At 68.5% G+C, this 23,082-nt stretch carries 23 protein-coding genes; 10 read left to right on the plus strand and 13 right to left on the minus strand.

The features are described 5' to 3' along the window. Positions 1-11: 11 nt before the first annotated feature. From ACIHAO_RS05475 to ACIHAO_RS05490, 4 genes are read left to right on the plus strand one after another with little or no spacing between them, the layout of a single operon-like run. Positions 12-983, plus strand: a complete 972-nt coding sequence (locus tag ACIHAO_RS05475; protein WP_396554906.1) for a branched-chain amino acid ABC transporter permease — start codon at positions 12-14, stop codon at positions 981-983. Beyond that, positions 980-2,119, plus strand: coding sequence for a branched-chain amino acid ABC transporter permease (locus ACIHAO_RS05480; protein ID WP_396554907.1), 1,140 nt, complete (start codon positions 980-982; stop codon positions 2,117-2,119). Before ACIHAO_RS05475 ends, ACIHAO_RS05480 begins: the two co-directional genes overlap by 4 nt. Next, a complete protein-coding gene (locus ACIHAO_RS05485; RefSeq protein ID WP_037313341.1) occupies positions 2,116-2,889 on the plus strand; it encodes an ABC transporter ATP-binding protein in 774 nt (257 codons plus the stop codon). Before ACIHAO_RS05480 ends, ACIHAO_RS05485 begins: the two co-directional genes overlap by 4 nt. Further along, positions 2,879-3,592: an ABC transporter ATP-binding protein gene (locus tag ACIHAO_RS05490; RefSeq protein WP_396554908.1), complete on the plus strand. Its 714-nt coding sequence runs from the start codon at positions 2,879-2,881 to the stop codon at positions 3,590-3,592. Before ACIHAO_RS05485 ends, ACIHAO_RS05490 begins: the two co-directional genes overlap by 11 nt. 170 nt (positions 3,593-3,762) lie before the next feature. On the opposite strand, the gene ACIHAO_RS05495 is transcribed toward ACIHAO_RS05490, so the two are convergent. Continuing rightward, the gene (locus ACIHAO_RS05495; protein ID WP_396554909.1) at positions 3,763-4,299 is read right to left on the minus strand and encodes a hypothetical protein; all 537 of its coding nucleotides are present in this window, start codon (positions 4,297-4,299) and stop codon (positions 3,763-3,765) included. Positions 4,300-4,337: 38 nt separating this feature from the next. On the opposite strand from ACIHAO_RS05495, the gene ACIHAO_RS05500 reads away from it, so the two are divergent. The 3 genes from ACIHAO_RS05500 to ACIHAO_RS05510 all read left to right on the plus strand — a co-directional run bounded on the left by ACIHAO_RS05500 (position 4,338) and on the right by ACIHAO_RS05510 (position 5,602). Continuing rightward, positions 4,338-4,703: a LysR family transcriptional regulator gene (locus ACIHAO_RS05500; RefSeq protein ID WP_396554910.1), complete on the plus strand. Its 366-nt coding sequence runs from the start codon at positions 4,338-4,340 to the stop codon at positions 4,701-4,703. Further along, complete coding sequence (locus tag ACIHAO_RS05505) at positions 4,640-5,158, plus strand: LysR substrate-binding domain-containing protein (RefSeq protein WP_396554911.1); 519 nt, start codon at positions 4,640-4,642, stop codon at positions 5,156-5,158. Before ACIHAO_RS05500 ends, ACIHAO_RS05505 begins: the two co-directional genes overlap by 64 nt. Positions 5,159-5,299: 141 nt before the next feature. Further along, the gene (locus ACIHAO_RS05510) at positions 5,300-5,602 is read left to right on the plus strand and encodes a DUF6506 family protein (RefSeq protein ID WP_396554912.1); all 303 of its coding nucleotides are present in this window, start codon (positions 5,300-5,302) and stop codon (positions 5,600-5,602) included. Here the strand turns inward: ACIHAO_RS05510 and ACIHAO_RS05515 are convergent. Beyond that, positions 5,599-6,078 carry a MarR family winged helix-turn-helix transcriptional regulator gene (locus ACIHAO_RS05515; RefSeq protein ID WP_396554913.1) on the minus strand — a complete coding sequence of 160 codons (480 nt, stop codon included), beginning with the start codon at positions 6,076-6,078 and terminating at the stop codon, positions 5,599-5,601. The genes ACIHAO_RS05510 and ACIHAO_RS05515 overlap by 4 nt on opposite strands. 83 nt (positions 6,079-6,161) lie before the next feature. Here ACIHAO_RS05515 and ACIHAO_RS05520 point away from each other — a divergent pair, with 83 nt between their 5' ends. After that, entirely contained in the window at positions 6,162-6,803 is a 642-nt protein-coding gene (locus ACIHAO_RS05520) for an FMN-dependent NADH-azoreductase (RefSeq protein ID WP_396554914.1), read from the plus strand. A 15-nt stretch (positions 6,804-6,818) separates the two neighbouring features. Here the strand turns inward: ACIHAO_RS05520 and ACIHAO_RS05525 are convergent, their stop codons facing one another. The 11 genes from ACIHAO_RS05525 to ACIHAO_RS05575 form a co-directional block, all read right to left on the minus strand. Beyond that, a complete protein-coding gene (locus ACIHAO_RS05525; RefSeq protein ID WP_396554915.1) occupies positions 6,819-8,210 on the minus strand; it encodes an amidase in 1,392 nt (463 codons plus the stop codon). Positions 8,211-8,299: 89 nt separating this feature from the next. Further along, positions 8,300-11,434, minus strand: a complete 3,135-nt coding sequence (locus ACIHAO_RS05530) for a TIM-barrel domain-containing protein (RefSeq protein WP_396554916.1) — start codon at positions 11,432-11,434, stop codon at positions 8,300-8,302. A gap of 216 nt (positions 11,435-11,650) precedes the next feature. Continuing rightward, positions 11,651-12,436, minus strand: a complete 786-nt coding sequence (locus ACIHAO_RS05535) for a DeoR/GlpR family DNA-binding transcription regulator (protein WP_396554917.1) — start codon at positions 12,434-12,436, stop codon at positions 11,651-11,653. Positions 12,437-12,562: 126 nt separating this feature from the next. Next, on the minus strand, positions 12,563-14,419 hold the full coding sequence (locus ACIHAO_RS05540) for a DUF5107 domain-containing protein (RefSeq protein ID WP_396554918.1): 1,857 nt from the start codon (positions 14,417-14,419) through the stop codon (positions 12,563-12,565). After that, complete coding sequence (locus ACIHAO_RS05545) at positions 14,416-15,483, minus strand: ABC transporter ATP-binding protein (RefSeq protein WP_396554919.1); 1,068 nt, start codon at positions 15,481-15,483, stop codon at positions 14,416-14,418. The genes ACIHAO_RS05540 and ACIHAO_RS05545 overlap by 4 nt, the downstream gene beginning before the upstream one ends. Before the next feature lie 6 nt (positions 15,484-15,489). Continuing rightward, entirely contained in the window at positions 15,490-16,419 is a 930-nt protein-coding gene (locus ACIHAO_RS05550) for a carbohydrate ABC transporter permease (RefSeq protein WP_396554920.1), read from the minus strand. A 10-nt stretch (positions 16,420-16,429) separates the two neighbouring features. After that, on the minus strand, positions 16,430-17,389 hold the full coding sequence (locus ACIHAO_RS05555; protein ID WP_396554921.1) for a carbohydrate ABC transporter permease: 960 nt from the start codon (positions 17,387-17,389) through the stop codon (positions 16,430-16,432). Further along, positions 17,389-18,780 (minus strand): ABC transporter substrate-binding protein, encoded by a 1,392-nt coding sequence (locus ACIHAO_RS05560; protein WP_125800170.1) that lies wholly within the window; start codon positions 18,778-18,780, stop codon positions 17,389-17,391. The genes ACIHAO_RS05555 and ACIHAO_RS05560 overlap by 1 nt, the downstream gene beginning before the upstream one ends. An 81-nt stretch (positions 18,781-18,861) precedes the next feature. Next, positions 18,862-19,743: a ketose-bisphosphate aldolase gene (locus tag ACIHAO_RS05565; protein ID WP_396554922.1), complete on the minus strand. Its 882-nt coding sequence runs from the start codon at positions 19,741-19,743 to the stop codon at positions 18,862-18,864. A gap of 8 nt (positions 19,744-19,751) precedes the next feature. Next, positions 19,752-20,642, minus strand: a complete 891-nt coding sequence (locus tag ACIHAO_RS05570; protein ID WP_396554923.1) for a 1-phosphofructokinase family hexose kinase — start codon at positions 20,640-20,642, stop codon at positions 19,752-19,754. A gap of 7 nt (positions 20,643-20,649) precedes the next feature. Next, positions 20,650-21,531, minus strand: a complete 882-nt coding sequence (locus ACIHAO_RS05575) for an SIS domain-containing protein (protein WP_396554924.1) — start codon at positions 21,529-21,531, stop codon at positions 20,650-20,652. A 141-nt stretch (positions 21,532-21,672) separates the two neighbouring features. Between ACIHAO_RS05575 and ACIHAO_RS05580 the strand changes: the two genes are divergently transcribed. Beyond that, positions 21,673-22,521 carry a cobalamin-binding protein gene (locus tag ACIHAO_RS05580; protein WP_396554925.1) on the plus strand — a complete coding sequence of 283 codons (849 nt, stop codon included), beginning with the start codon at positions 21,673-21,675 and terminating at the stop codon, positions 22,519-22,521. A 78-nt stretch (positions 22,522-22,599) separates the two neighbouring features. Beyond that, positions 22,600-23,073: a carboxymuconolactone decarboxylase family protein gene (locus ACIHAO_RS05585; RefSeq protein ID WP_125800165.1), complete on the plus strand. Its 474-nt coding sequence runs from the start codon at positions 22,600-22,602 to the stop codon at positions 23,071-23,073. Positions 23,074-23,082: the final 9 nt, after the last annotated feature.

Consider the following 23,082-nt stretch of genomic DNA (forward strand, 5'->3'; position numbering starts at 1 on the left):
GCATCCACGTCATGCTTCAAGATCTGCAAGCCCAGTTCCTCGGTAGCACCATCGGCGGACTGGTCGCCGGAAGCATCTACGCCCTCATCGCCCTGGGCTACACAATGGTCTACGGCGTACTCCGGCTCATCAACTTCGCGCATTCCGAAATCTTCATGATCGGGACGGTCACGTCCCTGTTCGTCCTGATCACCATCGCGGGTGGCACCGCCCCGATCACGCTCGGCGTGTTCGGGATGATCGCGGTACTGCTGCTGATCATCATCGCTTCGGCCGCCGTGTCCGGCGGTGCGGCGGTCCTGCTGGAGCAAGTGGCCTATCGGCCGCTCCGCAAGAAGGGCGCGACCCGGCTCGCCGCCCTGATCTCCGCCATCGGCGCCTCGCTGTTCCTGCAGGAACTGTTCGGCCTCGAGATCATCGAATGGATCACCGACAAATCCGGCCGCGTGCAACAGAACGCGCCGCGCTTCATCCCGCACGAGGAGCTGTTCCACATCGGCAACGGTGTGGTCCGCACGGACCACGTGTTCGTCGTCGTCGGTGCCGTGATCATGATGATCGTCCTCGACCAGCTGGTCAGCCGCACCCGCATCGGCCGAGGTATCCGCGCCACGGCGCAGGATCCCGAAGCCGCCGTGCTGATGGGCGTCAGCATCGACAAGATCGTGCGCCTCACGTTCCTGCTCGGTGGCGCGATGGCCGGTGTCGCCGCCGCGCTGTACGTGATGGAGTACGAGAACACCGATTACCGCATCGGTTTCCTCCTCGGTATCAAGGCGTTCACCGCCGCCGTGCTGGGAGGTATCGGCAACCTGCGCGGCGCTTTGCTCGGTGGCATCGTGCTCGGCTTGGTGGAGAACTGGAGTTCCATCTTCTTCGGTTCAGCTTGGAAGGACGTCACCGCCTTCGTGGTATTGGTGCTGGTCCTGATGTTCCGACCCACCGGCATCCTCGGTGAATCGCTGCAGCGGGCACGCGCATGAAGGGCAACGAAGAAGTGGCTGAAAAGTCCCCAGAGAACGGCACGGCCGGACGCGCCGGCTTTCACCCCGTGGACGGCATGCGGGATTGGTGGGCACGCGCTCCGCATTGGCAGCGTTACGGCGTGTACCTCGCCCTGATCATCGGCGCGCTGATCCTGCCCGCGCCCGCGATCGGTTCGTTCATGTCCCCGGAATCGGACTGGACCACGGTCCTGATCTTCCCGGTCGGGGTGTACATCCTGCTGGCGATCGGCCTGAACATCGTCGTCGGTCACGCGGGCATGCTCGACCTCGGTTTCGTCGCGTTCTTCGCGATCGGCGCCTACACGCTCGCCGTGATGGGCACCCAGCACGGCTGGGGATTCTGGGGCACGCTCGTGCTCGGCATCTTCCTGGCGGCGATGTCGGGGGTGATCCTCGGCGCTCCGACGCTGCGGCTGCGCGGTGACTATCTGGCCATCGTGACCCTCGGCTTCGGTGAGATCGTCCGGATCACCGCGACGAACACCGACGCCATCGGTGGCGCCCGCGGTATCACCAACATCCCGCACCCGGAGCCGATGTTCGGGACCGAGTTCCTGCTCGACCCGGCGCCGTACTACTACCTGATCCTCGCGGCGATCGTGGTCGCGATCATCTTCTCGGTGCGGCTGCACAAGAGCCGTGTCGGACGGGCGTGGGCGGCCATCCGCGAGGACGAGGACGCCGCCGAGCTGATGGGTGTCCCGACGTTCAAGTTCAAGCTGCTGGCGTTCGCCATCGGCGCCATGCTCGGCGGTATGGCCGGTGTGGTCTACGCCAGCAAGGCCGTCTTCATCGAGCCGAACAACTTCCCGTTCATCCTGTCCGCGACCATCCTCGCGGCCGTGGTGCTCGGTGGTGCGGGCAACCTGCCCGGTGTCATGCTCGGTGCCTTCCTGGTGGCCTGGCTTCCGGAGCGGTTCCGGTTCCTGTCCGAGTACCGCATCCTGATCTTCGGTGGTGTGCTGGTGCTGATGATGGCGCTGCGGCCGGAGGGTCTGCTGCCTTCGCGGCAGCGCAAGGCGGAACTACACGAAGGAACGGGCGGGATGGGTGCCATGGGCGCCGAAGTCGCGGGTCCGGATTCCGAGGCTTCGGCGGAGGTGACGAAATGAGCGCACTGCTCGAGTTCGACAACGTGACCATGCGCTTCGGCGGTGTCACGGCTCTGAAGGAAGTCGACCTCACCATCAACCAGGGTGAGATCTTCGCCCTGATCGGCCCGAACGGCGCGGGGAAGACCACGGTCTTCAACGTGGTCACCGGTGTCTACCGGCCGACCGAAGGCCAGGTGCGCTTCGGCGACACCCGGGTCGACGGGATGAAGCGGTTCAAGATCAACCAGGCCGGGATCGCCCGTACGTTCCAGAACATCCGGCTGTTCCACAACATGTCGGCGCTCGAGAACGTGATGGTCGGTGCGGACTCGCACCACAAGACCGGCGCGATCTCGGCGACGCTGGGCCTGCCCGTGCACCGCAAGGAAGAGAAGCGGGGCCGTGAGCTGGCGAGGGACCTGCTGGACTTCGTCGGAATCGGCCGGGTCGAGCACAACACCGCGAAGAACCTCTCCTACGGCGACCAGCGCCGTCTGGAGATCGCGCGTGCGCTCGCGACCGACCCGAAGCTGCTGCTGCTCGACGAGCCCGCCGCCGGCATGAACCCGGCGGAGAAGAACTCGTTGCAGCAGTTGATCCGCAAGATCCGTGACGACGGCCGGACCGTGCTGCTCATCGAGCACGACATGGGCTTGGTCATGCAGATCGCCGACCGGCTGGCCGTGCTCGACTTCGGCCAGAAGATCGCAGAAGGGCTCCCCCACGAGGTGCAGAACAACCAAAAGGTGATCGAGGCGTACCTGGGGGTGGCGGAAGATGCTTCTTGAGGTTCAGGACATCAACGTCCACTACGGGAAGATCGCCGCGCTCAAGGGAATGAGCATCGAGGTCGGCGAGGGCGAGATCGTTTCGCTCATCGGGGCCAACGGCGCCGGCAAGACCACGACGCTGAAGACGATCTCGGGGCTGCGTCCGCTGACCAGCGGCCGGATCCTCTTCGACGGCAAGGACATCTCGAAGACCCCCGGTCACAAACGGGTCGAACTCGGGATCGGCCAGTCACCGGAAGGCCGGGGCGTGTTCCCCGGTATGACGGTGCAGGAGAACCTCCTGATGGGTGCCTACACCCGCAAGGACGACCTGACGGCCGACCTCGAGGAGGTCTACGAGCTGTTCCCGCGGCTGAACGAACGCAAGACCCAGTTCGGCGGCACGATGTCCGGTGGCGAGCAGCAGATGATCGCCATCGGCCGCGCGTTGATGACCAAGCCCAAGGTGCTGCTCCTCGACGAGCCGTCCATGGGTCTGGCGCCGATGCTGATCGCGCAGATCTTCGACATCATCCGCGAGATCAACAAGCGCGGGACCACGGTCCTGCTGGTGGAGCAGAACGCGCAGCAGGCGCTGAAGCTCTCCGACCGCGCGTACGTGCTGGAGACCGGTCAAGTGGTCAAGAGCGCCCGCGGTGCCGAGCTGCTGGACGACCCGCAGGTGCGGGCCGCCTACCTCGGCGGTGACCTGGGCGTCTGACGCCTTTCGAAAGGGCCCCGTCGCTTTCGCGGCGGGGCCCTTTCTCATTGCGGAGTAAATCAAGGCGTGGCGTTCGGTGGCCATGTCGCGAAAGCCACTTTCGAGACGTTGGATGTCCCGAAAGTGGCTTTCGCGACATGCCCGGAGCTCGCATCGCGTTCGACGTACCCTCATCCCAGCTTGATGTCGGTTCCGGTGAGGTTCTTCATGTCGGTCAGCGTCGGGCCGCCGAAAGCCCGCAGCAGCACGGGTTTCGCCTCCTTGGGAAGGTCGAAGTAGAGGTCGAACTCGACCCGCACACCCCGCCCGAGCTCGAATTTGTCCGGCTGCCGTTTGATCGTCATGGCCTGGTTGTCGACCGCGATCACCGCGCCGGAATCGGTCACCAGTTGCTGGCGCCGGGTGTCGAAGAGGATCCCGGACAGGCCTTTCCCGGTGACCACCAGCCGTAGCCGGACGAACTGTCCCTTCGCCTCGAATTCGGTGTGGCTGCCGGTGAGACTGGGCAGTCCGGCGGCCAACCCGATGAGGGAGAACTCGGTCTCCCCGTTCGTCGCCGGTGGCAGGTGCAGGGCGGTCTCGTCCGGCCTGGCCTCCCTGGCGGGCAAGTCGTAGACGGGTTTGGCGGGCGGCTGTTCTTGCTCGGCGGAGCACCCGGCGAGCAGGAGGACGGCCGCCGCGAGACCTCGAACGATTCCGATGCGCACCCCGCCGATTCTGCCTGGTCCGGGGCTACTCTGCGGCTGTGGAGTTACGACGACTTCAATATCTGTGTGCCGTGGCGGAGGAAGGGCATCTCACCCGCGCGGCGGAGCGTCTCGGCATCCGGGCGTCGTCGCTCAGCCAGCAGATCATCGCGCTGGAACGGGAACTGGCCGCGACCCTGTTCGTGCGCACCCAGGCGGGGATGACGCCCACGGCCGCCGCGCTGGCGCTGCTCCCCCACGCGCGCCGGATGCTGGAGGAGGCCGACCTCGGTGCGCGGGCCGTCCGCGACACCGTGGGCCGGCCGCTCCGTATCGGCGTGACACCGGCGCGCCGCCGTCCGTGCTCTCCGCTCTGTACTCGGACGGGGCGGAGATCGACGACCTGTCCGCCGCACGGCAGCTAGAGCTCCTCCGCCGAGGCGCGCTCGACGCCGGTCTGCTCGCCCTGCCGGAAGACGCGGACGGTCTGCGGGTGGTCGTCGTGAGTGAGAGGCCGTTGGGGGTGCTCGTCTCCGACGCTCATCCACTGGCGCGGCTCGAGGACGTCGGTTGGGACGACCTCGCCGGGCTGGACCTCCTTCTGTACGAACGAAAGCTGGCTCCCGGCTATCACGACGCGCTGCTCGCGGACTGCGCGGCGGCGGGCTGGCGGCCGGCTCACGTCCGCGCCGGGCCGCCTCGGCGGTCGCTGTTCGTCGCCGAATTGCGGCACGGCGGCGACGTCGTCGCCTTGCGCCCCCAGGAGGAACCGGCCGAAGGTCTGCGCTGGCTGCCGCTGCGGGAGGCGCCGGTCGTCCGGCACGCGCTCGTCTGGGATCCGGCGCACGAATTTTCGGATCGGATCGCGGCACTGATATGACAGCGCCCACATCGGATTTCCGCGCTGCCCGCCCGGCCTCCCCTGTTCGGTGATCCCGAACGGCCGTACGGATCCGCCTCGTGGACGGCACCCCACGTTTCGCGATTACCTCACGGTGATCGAGAACGAAGGAGAATCGTCATGCGACAGTGGGGTTTCGTGTACTTGGCCGATGGCTGCGACCCGGCACGCGATGTGTCCCGTGTGGACAGTGGGGAATGCCTGACGGTGCTGATCGGGGTCGGCCGCGTGGACCAGGTCGTCGCCGCGTCCCGGCGGCTGGTCGACGAAGGGGCGCAGCTGATCGAGCTGTGCGGCGCGTTCGGTCCCGTGTGGACGGCGCGGGTGATCGACGCGGTGGGAAGCGAGGTCCCGGTCGGAAGCGTCATGTACGGCGCCGAGGCCACGAAGCAGCTTCACGACCTGTTCGAACTCGGGGCCTAGCAGTTTTCGAGGTGTGCGGCGTCGACGCAGGCGGCGGGCTCGGGCCGGCTGCTCGCCTGGTACAGCAGGGTGTAGAGCGTCTCACGCTGATCCTTGTCGAGCGCTCCGAGCACCTCGTCCTCGACGGCGGCGAGGGCGAACTCGGCTTTGGCGAGTTGCTTGGCGCCGACGTCGGTGAGTTCGACGATGTGCCGCCGCCGGTCCTCCGGTGATCGCCTGCGTTCGATCAGGTTCGCGGACTCGAGGTCGTTCAGCAGTCCGACGACGTTCGTGCTGTCCATCTCCAGCGTCTTCGCGAGGTCCTGCTGCGAGCAGCCGCGCAAATCCCGCAGCACGGTCAGCGCGACGAGATGCCGGGGCCGCAGGCCGAGCGGGGCGAGGACGGACTCGCTGCGCAGCCGGATCCGGCGGGTGACGTGGTCGAGCAGCGCGCCGCAGCGATGCGGGGGCTGGTTCACGACCGGGAGTTCGGGCACTCGTCAAGTGTACGTTCCCACATGATGACCGCCACAGCATCAATGGTTTGCGTTACACAAACTATCTGTGCAAGATAATGGACATGACGAACCTGCTGCACATCGACTCGAGCATCACGGGCGAGCACTCGACCAGCCGCCGCCTCACCGCCCGGGCGGCGGCCGCCTGGCGCGCCGCGCATCCGGAGGGCACCGTCACCTACCGCGACCTGGGCGCCGACCCGCTGCCACATCTGGGCGCGGCGGCCAACACCGCCAAGTTCGTGCCGCCGGAGCAGCACACTCCGGCACAGGCCGAGGCGTGGCGGCTCATCACGGAACTGGTCGACGAGGTGAGGTCGGCCGACACGATCCTGCTGGGCCTGCCGCTGTACAACTTCGGCGCGCCGAGCACGGTCAAGGCCTGGGTCGACCACTTGATCGTGCCCGGGCTGACGCTCGACGCCGAGACCAGGGAAGGGCTGCTCGGCGACCGCGACTTCATCGTGGTGACCTCACGCGGCGGCGGTTACGGCGAAGGCACCCCGCGCGAAGGCTGGGACCACGCGCAGTCGTGGATCCCGCACGGCGTCTCGCTGACCGGCCTCGAACCGCGGTTCGTCACCGCCGAGCTGACCATGGCGAAGACCAACCCGGCGATGGCGGACCTCATCCCACTGGCCGAGGCCAGTCAGGCCGAGGCCGAACGCGTCATCGACGCTTTGTGGACACCAGTGGCCGCTTGAACATTGCGAGGGGAGTCATCGAGGTTCCCGGACGGGGCCGAAGGTCCCGAAGCGGGCTTCGAGTTCGCGGGCGGCGGTCAGGCAGACATCTTCGCGAAGGCGCGGCCCGATCAGCTGCACGCCGAGCGGCTGGCCGTCGTCGATCCCGGTCGGCACGGCGACGGCGGGAACCCCGACACAGGTGGTGGCGGTGCACAGCCGCATGCCGAACATGACCCGCAGTCCCTGTTCCGGGTCGAACGGGTCGGCGTCGAACGGGCGCCAGGTCGACACCGGGCCGAGAATCACCGGATATCGCTCGGCGAAGGCCGCCCATTCGCGCATCACGCCGAAGCGGGTGGCGGTCGCGTCCAGATAGTCGTCGAGTGTCGCTTCAGGACGCTGAGCGAACGAGAGTTCCATGTGCTGCGCCGATTCTTCGGTGAGCAGCTGCCGGATCGACGGCCAGCGGCGGCTGAACTCCGCGGTGATCAGCGTGCCGTAGGAGGTCAGCGCGTCCGCCAGTCGCGGCGGTTCGGCTTCCTCGACCTCGTAACCCGCTTCGGCCAGCGCGGCGGCGGCTTTGTCGATCTCGGCCCGGATCCGGGGGTCGACACCGAGTCCGGCGGGGTCCGCGCAGACGGCGACCCGGCGCGGCAACTCCGGAAGCCGCCCGCCGTACGGGATGGCCCGAGGATCGGCCGGGTCGGTGCCCGCGAGCACGTCGAAGGCCAGTGCGAGGTCCTCGACGGTCCGAGCGATCGGACCGTCGACCGGGAACAGCTGCGAGGCGAGCGTCGGATCGGACCCGCCGATCCGGTGGTCCGTCGCGACCCGCCCGTACGAAGGCTTCAACGCGGTCAGACCGCAGAACAAGGCGGGTAGCCGGACCGAGCCGCCGGAGTCGTTGCCGAGGCCGATCGCCGCCATCCCCGAGGCCACCGCGGCCGCGTCGCCACCGCTGCTTCCCCCGGGCGTCCGGATCGCTCCCCAGGGATTGACGGTCTCGCCGAACAACTGGCTCACCGTGACGTTGCCCGCCAGCGACAGGTCCGGCATGTTGCCGTGCCCGAGCGGAATCGCGCCCGCCGCGCGCAACCGCCGGACCGGCGGCGCGTCCGCGCTCGCCACGGCGTCCTGGAAACGCGGGACGCCATGGGTCGTCGGATGACCGGCGACGTCGATGTTCTCCTTCACCGTCACCGGAACCCCCGCGAGCGGGCCGGGGTCCACGCCATCGCGGACCAGCGCGTCGATCCGATCGGCTTCGCTCGCCGCCTCACCGAATTCGGCCGTCACCGCGTTGACCAGCGGATTGACCTCGGCGATACGGGCCGCGTGGACCTCCAGAACCACGCGGGCCGACACCTTTCCGCCGCGAACCGCGTCGGCGATCTTCGCCGCGGACCACGTCCAGATCTCGCTCATGGCGACGAATATACACATCTGTATCTGAATGCGGACATGTATATCGCCGTGAAGGCCTCCCCTCAAGGAAGCCTTCACGGACCGCTGACTCAGCCGATGCCCGCCGCGAACACGTGCATCGCGGTGTTCGACGGAAGCGTCACCGCGACGACCTCCTTCCCCGCGGTCAGCGGGACGGAGTTCGCGAACACCCGGTACGGCGTGGTCGGATACGCCGCCCCGGCGCGGGTGTTCTTGCCCAGCACGGTCGCCACCGTGGTCGCGCCGTACTGGGCCGGATCGGCGCAGCACCAGTTGGGAAACCCGAGCTCGGCTTGACTGGTACTACCGTCGGCATAGCGGACGACGACAGTGCCCTTCGCCGTGCCCGTACCGGTTCCCGCCAGCACCAGCTTGGCGCCCGTCCCCCGCACCGCGATGGTCTGACCGGACGCGAGCACGTTGTCCTTTTGCCCTGCGCCGGTTTGCGGCCAGGTCAGCTGAGCACCGAGCGCGGAGAAGCCGGCACCGGGTTTGAGACCGGCTTCGGCGAGCCCTTCCGCGCGGAAACTGCTGCCACCGCCGTCGATGTCCCCTACCGCGACGTGGGCCGCGTCGGTGACGCCGACGTTGCCGTAGGCCGCGGCCGGCGAAGCGTGCGGCACGGTGACCGTCACCGAGTCGGTGACCCGGTTCTCCCCGAGCCGCGCCTGGTACGACGCCGACGCGGTGAGCTGGTAGTCGTCCGGTTTGATTCCCGCGTCCGGCGTCACCTTCACCGGCACACGCACGGTCTCGCCGGGCATCACCAGTCGCGGCCCGGCCGGTACCTCGGCGCGGAAACCGTTGACGGGCAGGGAGAACTTGACGTTCCGGACCGGCAGGGGCGTGCCGTTGGTGAAGCTCAGCGTGCCCGTCGCGGTCTGCCCGGGGCCGGCGACCGCCGGTACCGAGAGCGCGACCGAGCCGTTGCGGTCCTCGGGGAAGATCCCGCCGACCGCGCTCGTGCCGAACAGCCGGACGTCCTGACGGTCGCCGGCGCCGATCTTGCCGGTCTTGACCCGCGCGACCCCACCGGCGGCCGGGTCGAACCACCAGCCCGACGCCGCCACGTCCAGTTCGGCCTTGCTGCCGTACTGCCGCAGGATCGAGGTCCCGGCCAGTACGGTCGCGGGCTTGCTTCCCGTGTGGACGGTCAGCTGGTAGTTCCGCGACGCCGGTTTCCCGGCGTAGGAACCGGAACCGGCGCCGATCCCGACCGTCACCGTGCCCAGCCCGGACGTCGGCGCGTCGACGGTGAACGTCTGCTTCGCCTGGTCGCCGTTCTTGTAGGCGCGGGTCACGCCGTCGTCCTCGGTGAGCGTGAACGAGCCCTTGCCCTGCGGGTAGACGTCGAGATCGAGGACGCCCTTGTCCCTGGTCTGCCACGACTTCGTGCCCTCGGCCCACATCGGCACCACGGCTCCGGCGCGGACGAACAGCGGCAGCGTGTCGAGCGGTGCGTCGTAACCGTCCACAGTGGTCGGTCCGGTGTAGGTCTTGCCGCTCCAGTAGTCGACCCAGGTGCCCTTCGGCAGGTAGATGCCGTTGCGCACGGTCGAGTTCTCGTACACCGGGGCGACCAGGAAGTCCTTGCCGGACAGGAACTCGTACTTCGCCTTCTCGCCCCAGACGTTCGGGTCGTCCGGGTATTCGAGCGCCAGTGGGCGGACCTGGCCGACGCCGGTCTTGTGCGCCTCCACCGAATGGCTGTAGGTGTAGGGCAGCAGCCGTTCCTTGAGCAGCAGGTATTTGCGGTTGATCGAGGTGTACGGCTCGCCGTACCGCCACGGCTGCTTGTCCGACGCGGCCCAGCCGTCCATCGTCATCGAGACCGGCAGGAATGCCTTCCACTGCAGGTCGCGGACGTAGGTCTGCGGGCTGCCGCCGAAGATGCCGTCGATGTCGCCGGTGTTGTAGGCGATTCCCGACGTCGTGGCGCCGGCGTAGGTCGGGATCTGCCACTTGATGTAGTCGTAGGAACCGGCCTGGTCACCGCTCCACAGCACGCCGCAGCGCTGCGCGCCCGCCCAGCTGACCGGTGTCCAGACGAAGCCGCGCGCGTCGCTGTTGTCCTCGATGCCCTTGTGCGCGGTGTCGCAGGCGTCCAGCGCGAACTGGTATCCCGGGCCGACCCACGCGACGTCGAGTTTGCGGACCCGGACCCCGGCCTTGACCTCTTCGACCTGGTTCGGCACGCCGTTCTCGGTCCACAGCCCGAGTTGCATGTTGTTCTTGCGGAGGCCTTCGCCGGTCTGCTGGAGGTTTTCGTACCCGCAGCCGTAGCCGTCGTTGACGAGCATCCAGCCGTTGGGCATCCCGTGCTCGGTGTATCCCTCCGCGACCTTCACCGCGTCCAGGGTGTGGCGCTCGCCGCGGTTGGCGTTGTGCAGGTAGCAGTCGGCGTCGCCGTGTTCGAGACCGTAGAGCGGTGGCAGGAAAGGCTTCCCGACCAGATCGGTGTAGCCGGTGATGACGTCCTTGAGCCCGTCGCCGACGACGTACGTGGCGTCGAAACGGCGCTCGTCGTGCGTGGTGCGCACCGGTTCGGTGAAGGCGTAGGTGCCTTGCGCGAAGGTGTTGCGCAGGACGCCGTATCCCGCCGTGGAGGCGTAGAACGGTTGCGAATTCGGTGCTCCGCCGTCGTTCCAGTTGTAGTCGGCGAAGATCCGGATCGTCTGGTCACGGTGGCTGAACCGGCCGTTCTGCTCACCGCCGCCGACGAACTGCTCGGCCGCGGTTCGCGCCAGGGTCTGCGTGGTCTGCTTGCCGGTCCAGGACAGCGGCGCCGACTCCTCCCAGAGCCGCTTGCGGTCCGCGCCGTCGTACAACGCGAGCCGCAACGGGTGCTTGTACGCCCGCAACGTCGCCTTGGCCGTGGAAACCGCCCAGTAGTCCCCCTTGTCGGTCCTCTTCGGCGTCACCGGGTCGCCAGTGCGCGGCAGCACGATCTTGCTCCCGGCCGGATCGGTGAACGTGCCGTCCGGCGCCAGCCAGACCCGGACGGCGCCTTCGGCCGGGAAGCTGACGCGCACCGCGGCGCTTCCCGAATTCAGGGTGACCGTGGCGCCGTCGCCGGAGATCCCGGTCAGCTCGCCCAGCTTGCCGGACGCGGCCGCGGCCGGATCGGCGTGGGCGGCGACCGGGGAAAGCCCGAGTAAGGCCACTGCGGCCAAACAACTCAGGGATTGCGCAACTCTGCTCATTCGAGACACCTTTCGCGCATGAATACGCAAGATGGTCTCTGTATAGCGCACGGTTCACGCAAAGTCATCCGCCGAAGCGGTGCTGCCGACTTTCGTCGGGTCGCACGAAGATCCTTATGGGGCAACGGGTGTGTGCGCCCCTGGATGTCATGAAAGGGTCGTTCAGGACAAAAGATGTCCTGAACGACCCTTTCATGACACTCGGGAGCGGAGCGGTCAGACGGCTTGGACCTCGACCCCTGCGGCCTCGAACGCCGCCAGCACCTTCGGGTCGGCGTTGGAATCGGTGACCAGGGCGTGCACCTGCGGAGTCGCGCAGATCCGCGCGAAAGCGCGACGGCCCAGCTTCGAGCCGTCGGCGACCGCGACGACGCGTTCGGCCCGCTCGACCATCAGCCGGTTGATACTCGCCTCGCCCTCGTGGTGCGCGAACGCACCGGCGTCCGCGTCGAACGCGTCGACGCCGAGGAACAGCAGGTCGATCGTCAGTTCGCTGAGGACGCGGGTGGCCAGCGGACCGCTGAGCTCGAACGACTGCGGACGCGCGACCCCGCCGGTGACCACGATCTTCACGTGTGGCCGCACCGCCAGTTCGTGCGCGATGTTCAGCGCGTTCGTGACCACGGTCAGTCCGGGCGAATCACGGAGACCGGCGAGATCGGACCGCGTGGCCAGCGACCGCGCGACTCCGGCCGTGGTCGTCCCGCCGTTGAGGCCGACCACCATGCCCTGCGCCACGAGCGCCGCCGCGGCGACGCTGATCCGCTGCTTCTCGGGCACGTGCCGCGCGGTCTTGTAGCGCAACGGCAGGTCGTAGGCGAGATCGTTGGCCACCGCACCACCCCGGGTGCGGGTGAGCAACTGCTGCTCCGCCAGATGATCGAGGTCGCGCCGGATCGTGGCCGCGGAGACGTTCAACTCCTCGGCCACGTCCTCGACGTCGATCTTTTCCCGCTGCCCCAGCAGGTCCAGCAGGGTGCTCAGCCGTTCGTGCCGGGCCATCGGCGCCACTCCTAGCTCGCTGCGGCCTATCGCGCATGACGTTGCGCTGTTGGCCACTGTTTCGAGCAGTATGCTGCATCGCGGTTGTCCGCCGCGAGCGGCACGCCGGTCGAGTGGCCCGGCCGCTCACTTCATCCGGAAGTCAAGGTGTTCCGGCAGCGGTTCGTTCGAAACCGCCGCCCAAGTGTCCGACAAAGACGTTTCCCCTTCCCTGATGTTCGCGACTTCGAAACCGGTGTCGTACACGGCCTTGGCCCCGGCGACGTCGCCTCGGGCGAGCAGGGTGCGGGCGGTCAGCAAGGCGATCCGCCCCTCCCTGGGAAGCCCCTCCAGCAGCGCGCTCGCCTCTTCCGGGAGGCCCGCCGCGAGTTGCGCCGCGATCGCCTCGACGACCAGTGGCCGCACCGAGGGTGCCAGAGCGACCGCCCGACGGTACAGCCAGGCGGCCTCGTGCCCGGCCGTGGCGACCGCGAGATTCCGCAGGGCCCAAGGGTTCTCGTCCACCGAGACCGATTCACGCCAGGCGCGGACCGCATCCGAATGCCGTCCGGCCGCCCAGTGCGCGACACCGCGGTGATACCAGGTCAGCCAGTTCTTCGGGGCGTACTCCATGAGATCCGTCCAGTACCGGTTCACCAGCGTCGGCGGGGGCACCGCGAGCGGATCCCCGTCCGGCGGCGTCCCGTCGAGGAGAGCGAGCCACGGCTCCTGGTCGGGCCCGAGCGATTCGTCCGGGAACGGCGTGCCGGGCAGGCACATCGGCGCGCGCCGGTTCTCCAGCGCGCCCCAGCCCGAACCGGTGGCCAGGAAGGATTCCGGGGTGACGTCGGCGATCTTCCGCCAGTCGTCGTGGTACTCGTCCATGGCTTCCGCCGACGGCAGACCGGCGGCGACGGCCTCACGCGCCGTCGCCCAGTCTTCCCCGTGTGCCGCCGCGGGATCCGCGGTGACCGGGCCATAGGCCTCCAGCCAGTCCCAGCTCTCCCCCGGCGGCAAGCGCAGATGCTCCAGCTGGGTGCGGGCCAGCCCGGCTTGGATCTCCAGGTAACCGCCGGCCCCCGGGGCAAGCCATTCCTGCCAGCGACGCCCACCGCTGGACTCGCCCCACAGGAACAGTTTCCGGCCGCGCAACCGGCCGGTGGACAGCTGGGCCAGCCCCGTCCCGTCCGCCTCGACGGCCGCGACCCACGGCCTTCCGGTCACCTCGAAGAAGTAGTCCGCCGCGGCTTCGGCGCGGGCCGGATAGGTCAGCTCGCCGGGGACGTCGACCAGATCGAGCCGTCCCGAATAGCCGTAGTGCCAAGCTTGGGTAGCGGGTGCCAGCACGCGGGTGCCTTCGTGCTGCGGCACCGCGATGTTCGACCACCAGTACACCGGGACGTCGTAGGGATGCGGGTTCCGCACCCGCACGGCGACGAGCAGCTGATCCGACCCCTCCGGCAGCCAGAAGTCGATCTGGTACGGCAGGTCGCGGGTACGTTCCCACTCCCACAACCGCAGCACCGGTGTGCCGTCCGGGCCCTCGATCCCGGCGGCGAACATCGGCTCGCAGGTCAACGTCGTATGCCCGGTGCTCCCGAGGTTCCACTCGACGCCGCCGGCGAACCACGCGTCCCGCAGGGCGAGGTTCGCGGGCTGGAACACCGGATTGAGATAGAGCAGTTCGCGTCCGGACGGCTTGTGGACCAGCGAGTACAGCCGCCCGCCCAGTGACGGCAGCACCGTGGCGCGCAGCTTGTCGTTCTCCAGCACCAACGCCGGGAGCTCGCGTTCCGTGCGCTCCCGGGTGTAGCCGTCCTGAAGCAGGCACGGCAACGGTGTGTCGAGACGACCGTAGCCGATGTTCTCCGCCAGATCCGGCGGCAGCTCGTCCACATTGGACACCTTGGCCACCGCTTCGGGTTTCCGGAGCGGTGGCAACGGGTTCTCCGGCCCCAGCTCGGCGGCCGGAAGCAGCAGACCGGTGCGGTACAGGCGGGTCATGCGTCCGGGAGCCTGTCACCCGTCGCGGCGTCGAACAGGTGCACCGCACCCGGTTGCGGGCTCAGGGAGATCGGCTCGCCACGCTGCCACGGGGCCATCCCCGGCGTGCGAACGGTCAGCACGCGATCGCCGTCCCGGCAGTAGAGGTACTGGTCGCTTCCCAGTTCCTCGACGACCTCGACGACGGCTTCGAAACCGCCGTCGCCGATCGTCCAGCCCTCGGGCCGGACACCGACGACGACGCCGGGGCCGGTCAGCGCCGACCGCTGCGCCGGGGTCAGCGGCAGCCGCGTGCCACCGGCGACCGCACCGCCACTGTCCACAGTGGTCTCCAGCAGGTTCATCGCGGGCGAGCCGATGAACCCGGCGACGAAGACGTTGACCGGCTTCGCGAACAGCCCGACGGGCGTGTCGCACTGCTGCAGGATCCCGTCCTTCAGCACGGCGACCCGGTCCCCCATCGTCATCGCCTCGACCTGGTCGTGCGTGACGTAGAGCGTGGTGATGCCCAGCCGCCGTTGCAGGGAAGCGATCTGCGTCCGCGTCTGCACCCGGAGTTTGGCGTCCAGGTTGGACAGCGGCTCGTCCATCAGGAACACACTCGGCTCGCGCACGATCGCGCGCCCCATCGCGACGCGCTGCCGCTGGCCGCCGGACAGCTTCGCGGGTTTGCGGTCGAGGTACTCGGTCAGGTCGAGTACGGCCGCGGCCTCGCGCACCTTGCGTTCGCGTTCGGCCTTCGCCATTTTCGCCAGCTTCAGGTGGAAGCCGATGTTCTCCCCCACCGTCATATGCGGGTAGAGCGCGTAGTTCTGGAACACCATCGCGATGTCCCGTTCCTTCGGCGGCAGCTCGGTGACGTCACGATCGCCGATGTGGATGGAGCCGTCGTCGACGCCTTCCAGCCCGGCGAGCATCCGCAGCGTGGTCGACTTCCCGCAGCCGGACGGGCCGACCAGCACCAGGAACTCGCCATCGGCGACCTCGAGGTCGAGGCCGTCGACCGCGGGACGTTCCACGCCGGCGTAGAACCGGGTGGTGTCGGAGAAGGTCACGGTGGCCATCTGGTCCTACTTTCCGGCGCCGAGGGTCATGCCGGTGATGATCCGGCGGGCGAGTACGAGGTAGAGCACGAGCATCGGGAGCACGACGATCGCCACCCCGGCGATCAGGCCGCCGTACTCCGACTGGTAGCTCGCGGCCCCGTAGAAGGTGAACAGCGCGCGGGACAGCGTGAAATGCGCCTGGTCCTTGAGGAACACGATCGCCAGCAGCGTCTCGTTCCACAGGCCGATGGCGTTCAGCGTCAACGCGGTGATCATGCCGCCGCGGGTCAGCGGCAGCATCACCGAGAAGAACGTGCGCGTCGGCGAGGCGCCGTCGAGCGCGGCCGCCTCCTCCAGTTCGTCCGGCAGCGACCGGAAGAAACCGGTCATCAGGAACACCGTGAACGGGATGGACAGGGCCACGTACAGCACGAACAGGCCGTACTCGTTGTCCATGTGCACTTTGCTGAGCACCACGAACAGCGGGATGATCACGGTCTGGAACGGCACGCCCATGCCGATCGCGACGACGTTGGTCATCGGACCGGCGCCGCGGACGCCGAGCCTGGTCAGTGCGTACGCGCAGGGCGCCGAGACGACGACGGTCACGACCGTCGCCAGCCCGACCAGGACCACGGTGGTCAGCACCGCGTCGCCGAAACCCGCGTTGTTCCAGGCGTAGACGAAGTTCCGGAACGGCTTGCCGTTCTTGAACCATTGGTACGGCAGGTCGAACGGCTTGGTGAAGATCTCCACCGGTGTCTTGAACGACGCCGTGAGCAGCCAGTACAGCACCAGGATGTTGCCCGCGGTGAACAGCCAGACGATCGTGGTGCCCAGTACCCGCAACGGGCTGAACCGTTGGGAGCCGGGCGCCGGGCGCGGTTTGCGTGGCGGCTTGCGCACCGGTTTCGGCGACGGGCGCGCGGGCGCCTCGACGTCGGTGACGGACATGGGATCTCCCTCAGAACTGGATCGCGTCACGGCGCATCAGACGGCGGAGCAGGACGACGAGTACGGACACCAGCACGATCATCGCCACCGCGCAGGCACAGGCGGCACCGAAGTCCGGTGTGCCGTTCGAGCCGAAGGTCCGGTCGAACACGTAGATCCCCAGCGTCCACGCCTCGTTGGGCGGGGCGTAGGTGCCGGGACCGGCCAGCACGAACACCAGCTCGAAGATCTTGAGCGCGTTGATCGTCCACAGCACCCCGGCGACGCCGACGACGTCCCAGGTCATCGGCAGCGTGATGTTCCTGAACTTCTGCCACGGCGACGCGCCGCCCAGTTCGGCGTCCTCGTAGAGATACGGCGGGATGCGGTCGACCGCGGCCATCAGGATGGTGATGTAGAAGCCCGAACTGGCCCAGATCAGCGAAGCCGTCACGACACCGGTCACATTGGACGGTGCGAGGAACTTCACCGCGTCCGCGCCGAGGCTTTCCAGCACGTAATTCGCCAGCCCCTGTTTCCCCGGCTGGTACTTGAACACGAAGCCGAGGAACATGCCGAGTGCCACCGGCGCCACGATGTTCGGGAAGAACAGGATGGCGCGGACGATCTTGCCGCCCTTCATGTCCCGCAGCACCATGGTGAACAGGAAGGCCAGCGCGAACGTGCCGATCCCGCCGAGGAACACGTAGATCAGCGTGTTGCGGAAGGCGTACTGGAACGAGTCGCTCGACCACATCTGCGTGTAGTTGGTGACGCCGTTGGGTTCCGGCGTGTCCCCCGCCCCGGCCCAGCTGGTGAAGCTCAGCACCACGGTCGCGATCGTCGGCAGGACCAGGAAGGCCAGGTACAGCACCAGCGCCGGCGCGGCGAACGGCCAGAACAGCCGTTTCTTGCGGCGCAGATGAGCCCCGGCCTTCACGGCCCGCGCCGGCGGTGTTGTCGGCGTCGTCGGCGTCGTGACCGTCGCCATCAGCCCTGGTTCTTCCAGAACTCGGCGCTCTTGACGGCGAGCTGGTCCACGAACTGCTGCGGGGTGAGCTGGCCCTTCAGCAGCGCGATGTCGGCGGGGTCGAAGACGTCGGTCTGCCATTTGCCGCCGGCGATGCCGTCGATCCCGTCGTACTGCAGGACGTGCTCCTTCTTCGGGTCGTCCAGCGCGGCCTTGACCTGCTTGAGGTCGTCCGGCACGGCGAGGTCGGCGCGCGGCACGAGGTTGTCGGCCACGATCGGGATCCCGGCGAGCAGGTCCTTGTTGAGGAAGTAGGCGATGAACGCCTTGGCCGCCTCGGCGTGCTTGGCCTTCTTGGTCACCGAGAAGCCGATCGACATCTGCTCGACGGTGTCGTGCGTGGCGCCTTCCGGCATCGGGAACTGGAAGGAGCTGTAGTTGATCTTCGTCCCGGCGCCCTGCTTGTCCAGGTACTCACGGGTCTCGCTCGGCGCCCAGCTGCCGACGTAGAGGAACCGGGAGTCGCCGTCGGCCCAGCGCTGCTGCACCTGCGGGAACTTCGCCGCGTCCCAGCCGTCGATGAAGTACTTGGGCAGCTTCGCGGTTTCGGTGGCGGCCTTGAGGAAACCGGGCTCGGTCTTCCACGCCTGGCCGGTCTTGTCGGTCGCCGCCTTGTACAGCCCGCCCGCGCCGACGAACCGCTCGGCGAGCTGGGTGTAGTAGTACATGTTGTAGAACGGGATGTCGCCGTCGAGGCTGATGGCGGCCTTGCCGTCGGACTTCGCCTTGTCGAACAGGGCGATCAGCTCGTCCATCGTCTTCGGCTGCTGGATGTCGCCGGCGGTGTCCTTGTTGAACCACCAGGCGCTCGACTGGATCGTGTACGGGACCATGAAGTTGTGGCCCTCGCGGTCCTTGTTCTGCGGGAAGTCGTACGAACTGGGCGAAAGCACGTCCTTGACGGTCTTGTCGCCCTCGCCGACCTTCATCGCGAACACGTCGTCGACGCTCTGCGTGCCGCCCGGCGTCATGACCGCCGCGCCGACCTTGCTGACGTCCTGATCGAACAGATCCGGTACCGCGTCGGTGTTCAGCGCGGGCACCAGGTTCTGGGTGTAGGCCTTGCGGCCCAGCCACTGCACGTCGACCTTGACGCCGGTCTTCTCCTGGAAGCATTTGAAGGCCTTCTGGAGGACCTTGCCCTGGGGCTCGTCGGCCGTCCACATGGACCAGTACGTGAATTCCTTGTCCGTCGCGGGTTTCACTCCCGCTTCCGGACAGGGCGCGTTGAGGAACTGGTCGACGCCGGGGAGCGCGTTCTCGCCGGTGCCACCGGCCACGTCCCCGCCGCCGCATCCCGCGAGCAGGAGCGCCGCCCCTGCCGTCAATGCCGTCAGCCTGCCTACCCGCATCCGCCACCACCTGGATCGAAGATCACACAAGTTCTGCTTGTTGTTGCGCAGTTTTGTGAGGTTTCACGCACATGTCAACACTCAATCGCGCAAAGTCTGCTCAATCGTCACCTTGACCGGTTCAACCTGATCAAGCTTGAGCACTCCCAGTAGCCGCCGCACCTCGACGGCCACCGCCGCCCTTCCCGCACCGAGGTACTTCCGCGGGTCGACGCGCTCCGGATGCGCGCGCCAGTCATCCGCGGCCGCGGCGGTGAACACCTTGTTGAGCTGGGTGGCGATATTGATCTTCGTCATCCCGGCCCGCACGGCCTCGGCCAGCCCCTCGTCCGGCACACCCGACGAACCGTGCAGCACCAGCGGCACCGGCACCCGCTCCCGCAGCCTTGCGATCAGCTCGAAGTCCAAGGCGGCGTCACGGGTGAGCATGGCGTGCGAACTGCCCACCGCCACCGCGAGCGCGTCGATGCCGGTGGCCGCGACGAACCGCGCCGCCTCGTCCGGATCGGTGCGCGCGCCGGGCGCGTGGACGCCGTCCTTGCCACCGACCTCGCCGAGTTCGGCCTCGACCCAGACCCCGTGGTCGTGGCAGTACGCGGCGACTTCCCTGGTCACGCGCACATTGTCGGTGTAGTCCAGTTTGGACGCGTCGAACATGACGGAGCCGAAGCCGAGCGAGACCGCCTCACGGACGAGATCGGCCGATTCGGCGTGGTCGAGATGCACCGCGACCGGAGTGACGGCGCCTCTCGCCGCGGCCAGCGCCGCGGAGCCCACCGGTGCCAGTGAACCGTGGTACTTCACGGCGTTCTGGCTCAGTTGCAGGATCACCGGCGCTTCCGCCGCGGCCGCGCCGTCGACGATCGCGGTGATGTGTTCGAGCTGGATCGCGTTGAACGCGCCGCAGCCGTGCCGGGCCGCCGCGGCGGCACCGACGATCTCCCCGGTTCCCACCAGAGGCATGACGTCTCCTAATCCGGGCGGGCGCGCACGGCGACCAGCCCCTGTTCGGCTTCGTAGTGCGCGAGGTCGACGTCCCCGGCCAGCGGGCCCAGCACGGCCGCCCCGGACAACGCGACGGCGCGGCGCAGGATGTCCGGCCACGGTTCGGCGCGGCTCAGCCCCAGCGCCAGCGCCGCGACGACGGCGTCACCGGCGCCGGTGGTATTGCCACTGAGCACAGTGGACGGTGCCGCGTGCCAGATGCCGGATCCGGTCACCGCCAGCAGCCCCTCCGGGCCCAGCGAGACGACGACGGCGCCGGCGCCTGCCTCGCGCAGTTCGGTCGCGGCGGCCACCGGGTCCCGCAGGCCGGTGACCTCGCGCAGTTCGTCGGCGTTCGGTTTGACCACGGACGGCCGCCCGGCCAGTCCGGCGAGCAGCGCCTCGCCGGAAGTGTCCAAGATGGACAGTGCCCGGCCGAGGAGTCCGGCGTATCCCCCGGCGCCCGGCGGAAGGCTGCCCGAGCAGACGAGCACGTCCGGTTTCCGGGCTCGGACGGCCGCCGCAAACGCTTGCCACTCGTCTTCGGTGAGCCGCGGCCCGGGTTCGTTCAGCAGTGTGACCGAGCCGTCGTCCGCCAGAACCGTGGTGGTGCGCCGGGTCTCCCCGCCGATCGGGACCGCGGTGGCCGGGATGCCCGCCGCCGCGAGGTCGCCGGCGACGGCGGTTCCCGTCGCGCCGCCCGCCGTGAAGATCGCGCGGACGTCGGCGCCGAGCGTGTGCAGCACCCGGGCGACGTTGACGCCCTTGCCGCCCGCCCGGTGCCGCACTTCCCGCACCCGGTGCACGTCACCGGGCCGGAGACCGTCCACTGTGTACGTGACGTCCAGCGCGGTGTTCGGCGTGACGGTGACGATCACGGCTGCCTCAGGTCAGGACTACGGAACGGGTGAGGCTGCGCGGGTTGTCCGGATCGAGTCCCTTGCGGGCGGCGATGGCCCCGGCGACACGCTGCGCGCGGACCAGGTCCGCCAGCGGGTCCAGGCCGCTCTCGACGAACAGGCCGCCCGCGCGGGCGACGTCGTCGGCCAGCCCTTCCGGCGCCTGCCCGAACATCCACGTCACGCGGCCGGGCTCGCTGATGCTGATCGGCCCGTGCCGGTAGTCCCACGCCGGATACGACTCCGTCCACAGCAGACACGCCTCGCGGAACTTGAGCGCGGCTTCGTTCGCGATGCCCACCGACCAGCCGGTGCCGAGGAAGCTGAACTGCTCCGCCGCGACCAGTTCGGCGGGCAGCGGTTCGGCGAGCACGCGTTCGGCCTGGTCGGCGACCGCGGCCAGGTCCTCGCCGAGGTGCGCGCGCAGCATCGCCAGCGCCGTCGTCGCGAACCGGGTCTGCACGACCGAGCGTTCGTCCACGACGGAAAGGTCGACGATCGTGTCCGCGGCGGCCTCGATCTCGCGCGGCACACCGGTGATCGCGATGGTCGGCGTCTTGCCCCGCAGCTTCACCAGCAAGGCGTGGACCTCGGTCGTCGTACCCGACCGGGTCAGCGCCACGACGTGGTCGTAACCACGGCCCGCCGGGAACTCGGAGGCGGCGAAGGCGTCGGTCTCGCCGAGCCCCGCGGACTCGCGAAGGACGGCGTACGCCTGGCCGATGAACCACGACGTGCCGCAGCCGACGATCGCGACCCGCGCGCCCGGCGGCGGCAGCAGATCACTGTTCGCCGAGGCCAGCGCCGCCGCTTCCCGCCAGCAGCCGGGCTGGCTCGCGATCTCCGCCGCCATGAAGGTCCCGCTCATGAACTCCCCATCCGTGCCAGTTGTGCGCAATAGCTGTCACGTTAGGTGCAGTTTTGTGCAACGTCAATGCTCTGTTAGCGCACTTTCACGCATTTGGCTCGCGCAGATGTGCAGGATGGGCCGGTCGCCTACCGTGGACGGATGCGAATCGTCTCGCTGCTCCCCGCCGCGACCGACTTCGTGGCGACCCTCGGGCTCCTGCCGTCGCTGGCGGGCCGGACCCACGAATGCGACTGGCCACCCGGCGCGCTCGACGACGTCCCGGTGGTCACGAGCAGCGCGATCGACCACGACGTGCTGTCGAGCCGGGAGATTTCGGCGGCCGTCGGAGGCGAGCATCGCGGTTCGGGCCTGTACTCCCTCGACGCCGGCCTGCTCGCGGCCGCCGAACCCGACGTCGTGCTCACGCAGGATCTCTGCGACGTCTGCGCGGTCTCCTATCGGCAAGTGTCGGAGACCGTGCGCACGCTGGACGGCGACACCCGGGTGGTCAGCCTCGAACCGCGAACGCTCGACGGCGTCTTCACCTGCTTGTCCACGCTCGGCGAGGTGCTGGGCGTCCCGGAGCGCGCGGCCGCCGAAGCCCGCCTCCTCCGGGAACGAGTGGAGGCGGTCCGCGCCCGGGTCGCGGGACGACCTCGCCCGCGGGTGGCCGCCATCGAATGGCTCGATCCGCTCTGGCCGGCCGGGCACTGGGTCCCGGAGCAGATCGAAGCCGCCGGTGGCGTCCCGTTGCTCGCCGCCGCGGGCGAACACACCCGCCCGATCACGTGGGACGCCGTCGTCGAGGCACGGCCCGACGTGCTGCTGCTCATGCCCTGCGGCTTCCCGCCCGAACGGACCGAAGCGGAACTTCATCTGCTGACCGGCCTGCCGGGTTGGGACGACATCCCGGCCGTGCACGTCTTGGACGGACCGGCCTACTTCAACCGGCCCGGACCCCGTGTCGTCGACGGCACGGAGATCCTCGCCGGCCTCCTCCACCCGTGACCGGCGTCACGTGCGAAGCTGTCACAACCTCTCCGTCCCCCTCGTCATGTGTGCAGGAACCGACAGAGAGGAAAGATCATGGAACCGCGCGTCAACCTGTTCGAGAACGAGGTCATCCTCAAGTACGCCAAGCGTCTCGGCGCCGCGAACCGGCCGATCGAAGAGTCCTCGCTGCCGCACGCGACCCAGGAACTGGTGAAGCTGCGTGCCAGCCAGATCAACGGCTGCGGTTTCTGCACCGACATGCACAGCAAGGACGCCGCGCACGCCGGCGAAACCTCGGTGCGGCTCAACCTGGTCGCCGCCTGGCGGGAGGCGAACGTGTTCACCGAGCCCGAGCGCGCGGCGCTGGCGCTCACCGAGGAGGGCACCCGCATCGCCGACGCGCACCACGGCGTCAGCGACGAAACCTGGGCGCAGGTGCGCAAGCACTACGACGACGAGCAGATCGGCGCCCTGATCGCGCTGATCGCCACGATCAACGCGTACAACAGGCTCAACGTCATCGCCAGGACGCCGGCGGGCGACTACCAGCCCGGCATGTTCGACTGATCCTCGCGT

The organism is Amycolatopsis sp. NPDC052450, assembly GCF_044547565.1.
In the GTDB taxonomy this organism is placed as follows: Bacteria; Actinomycetota; Actinomycetes; order Mycobacteriales; family Pseudonocardiaceae; genus Amycolatopsis.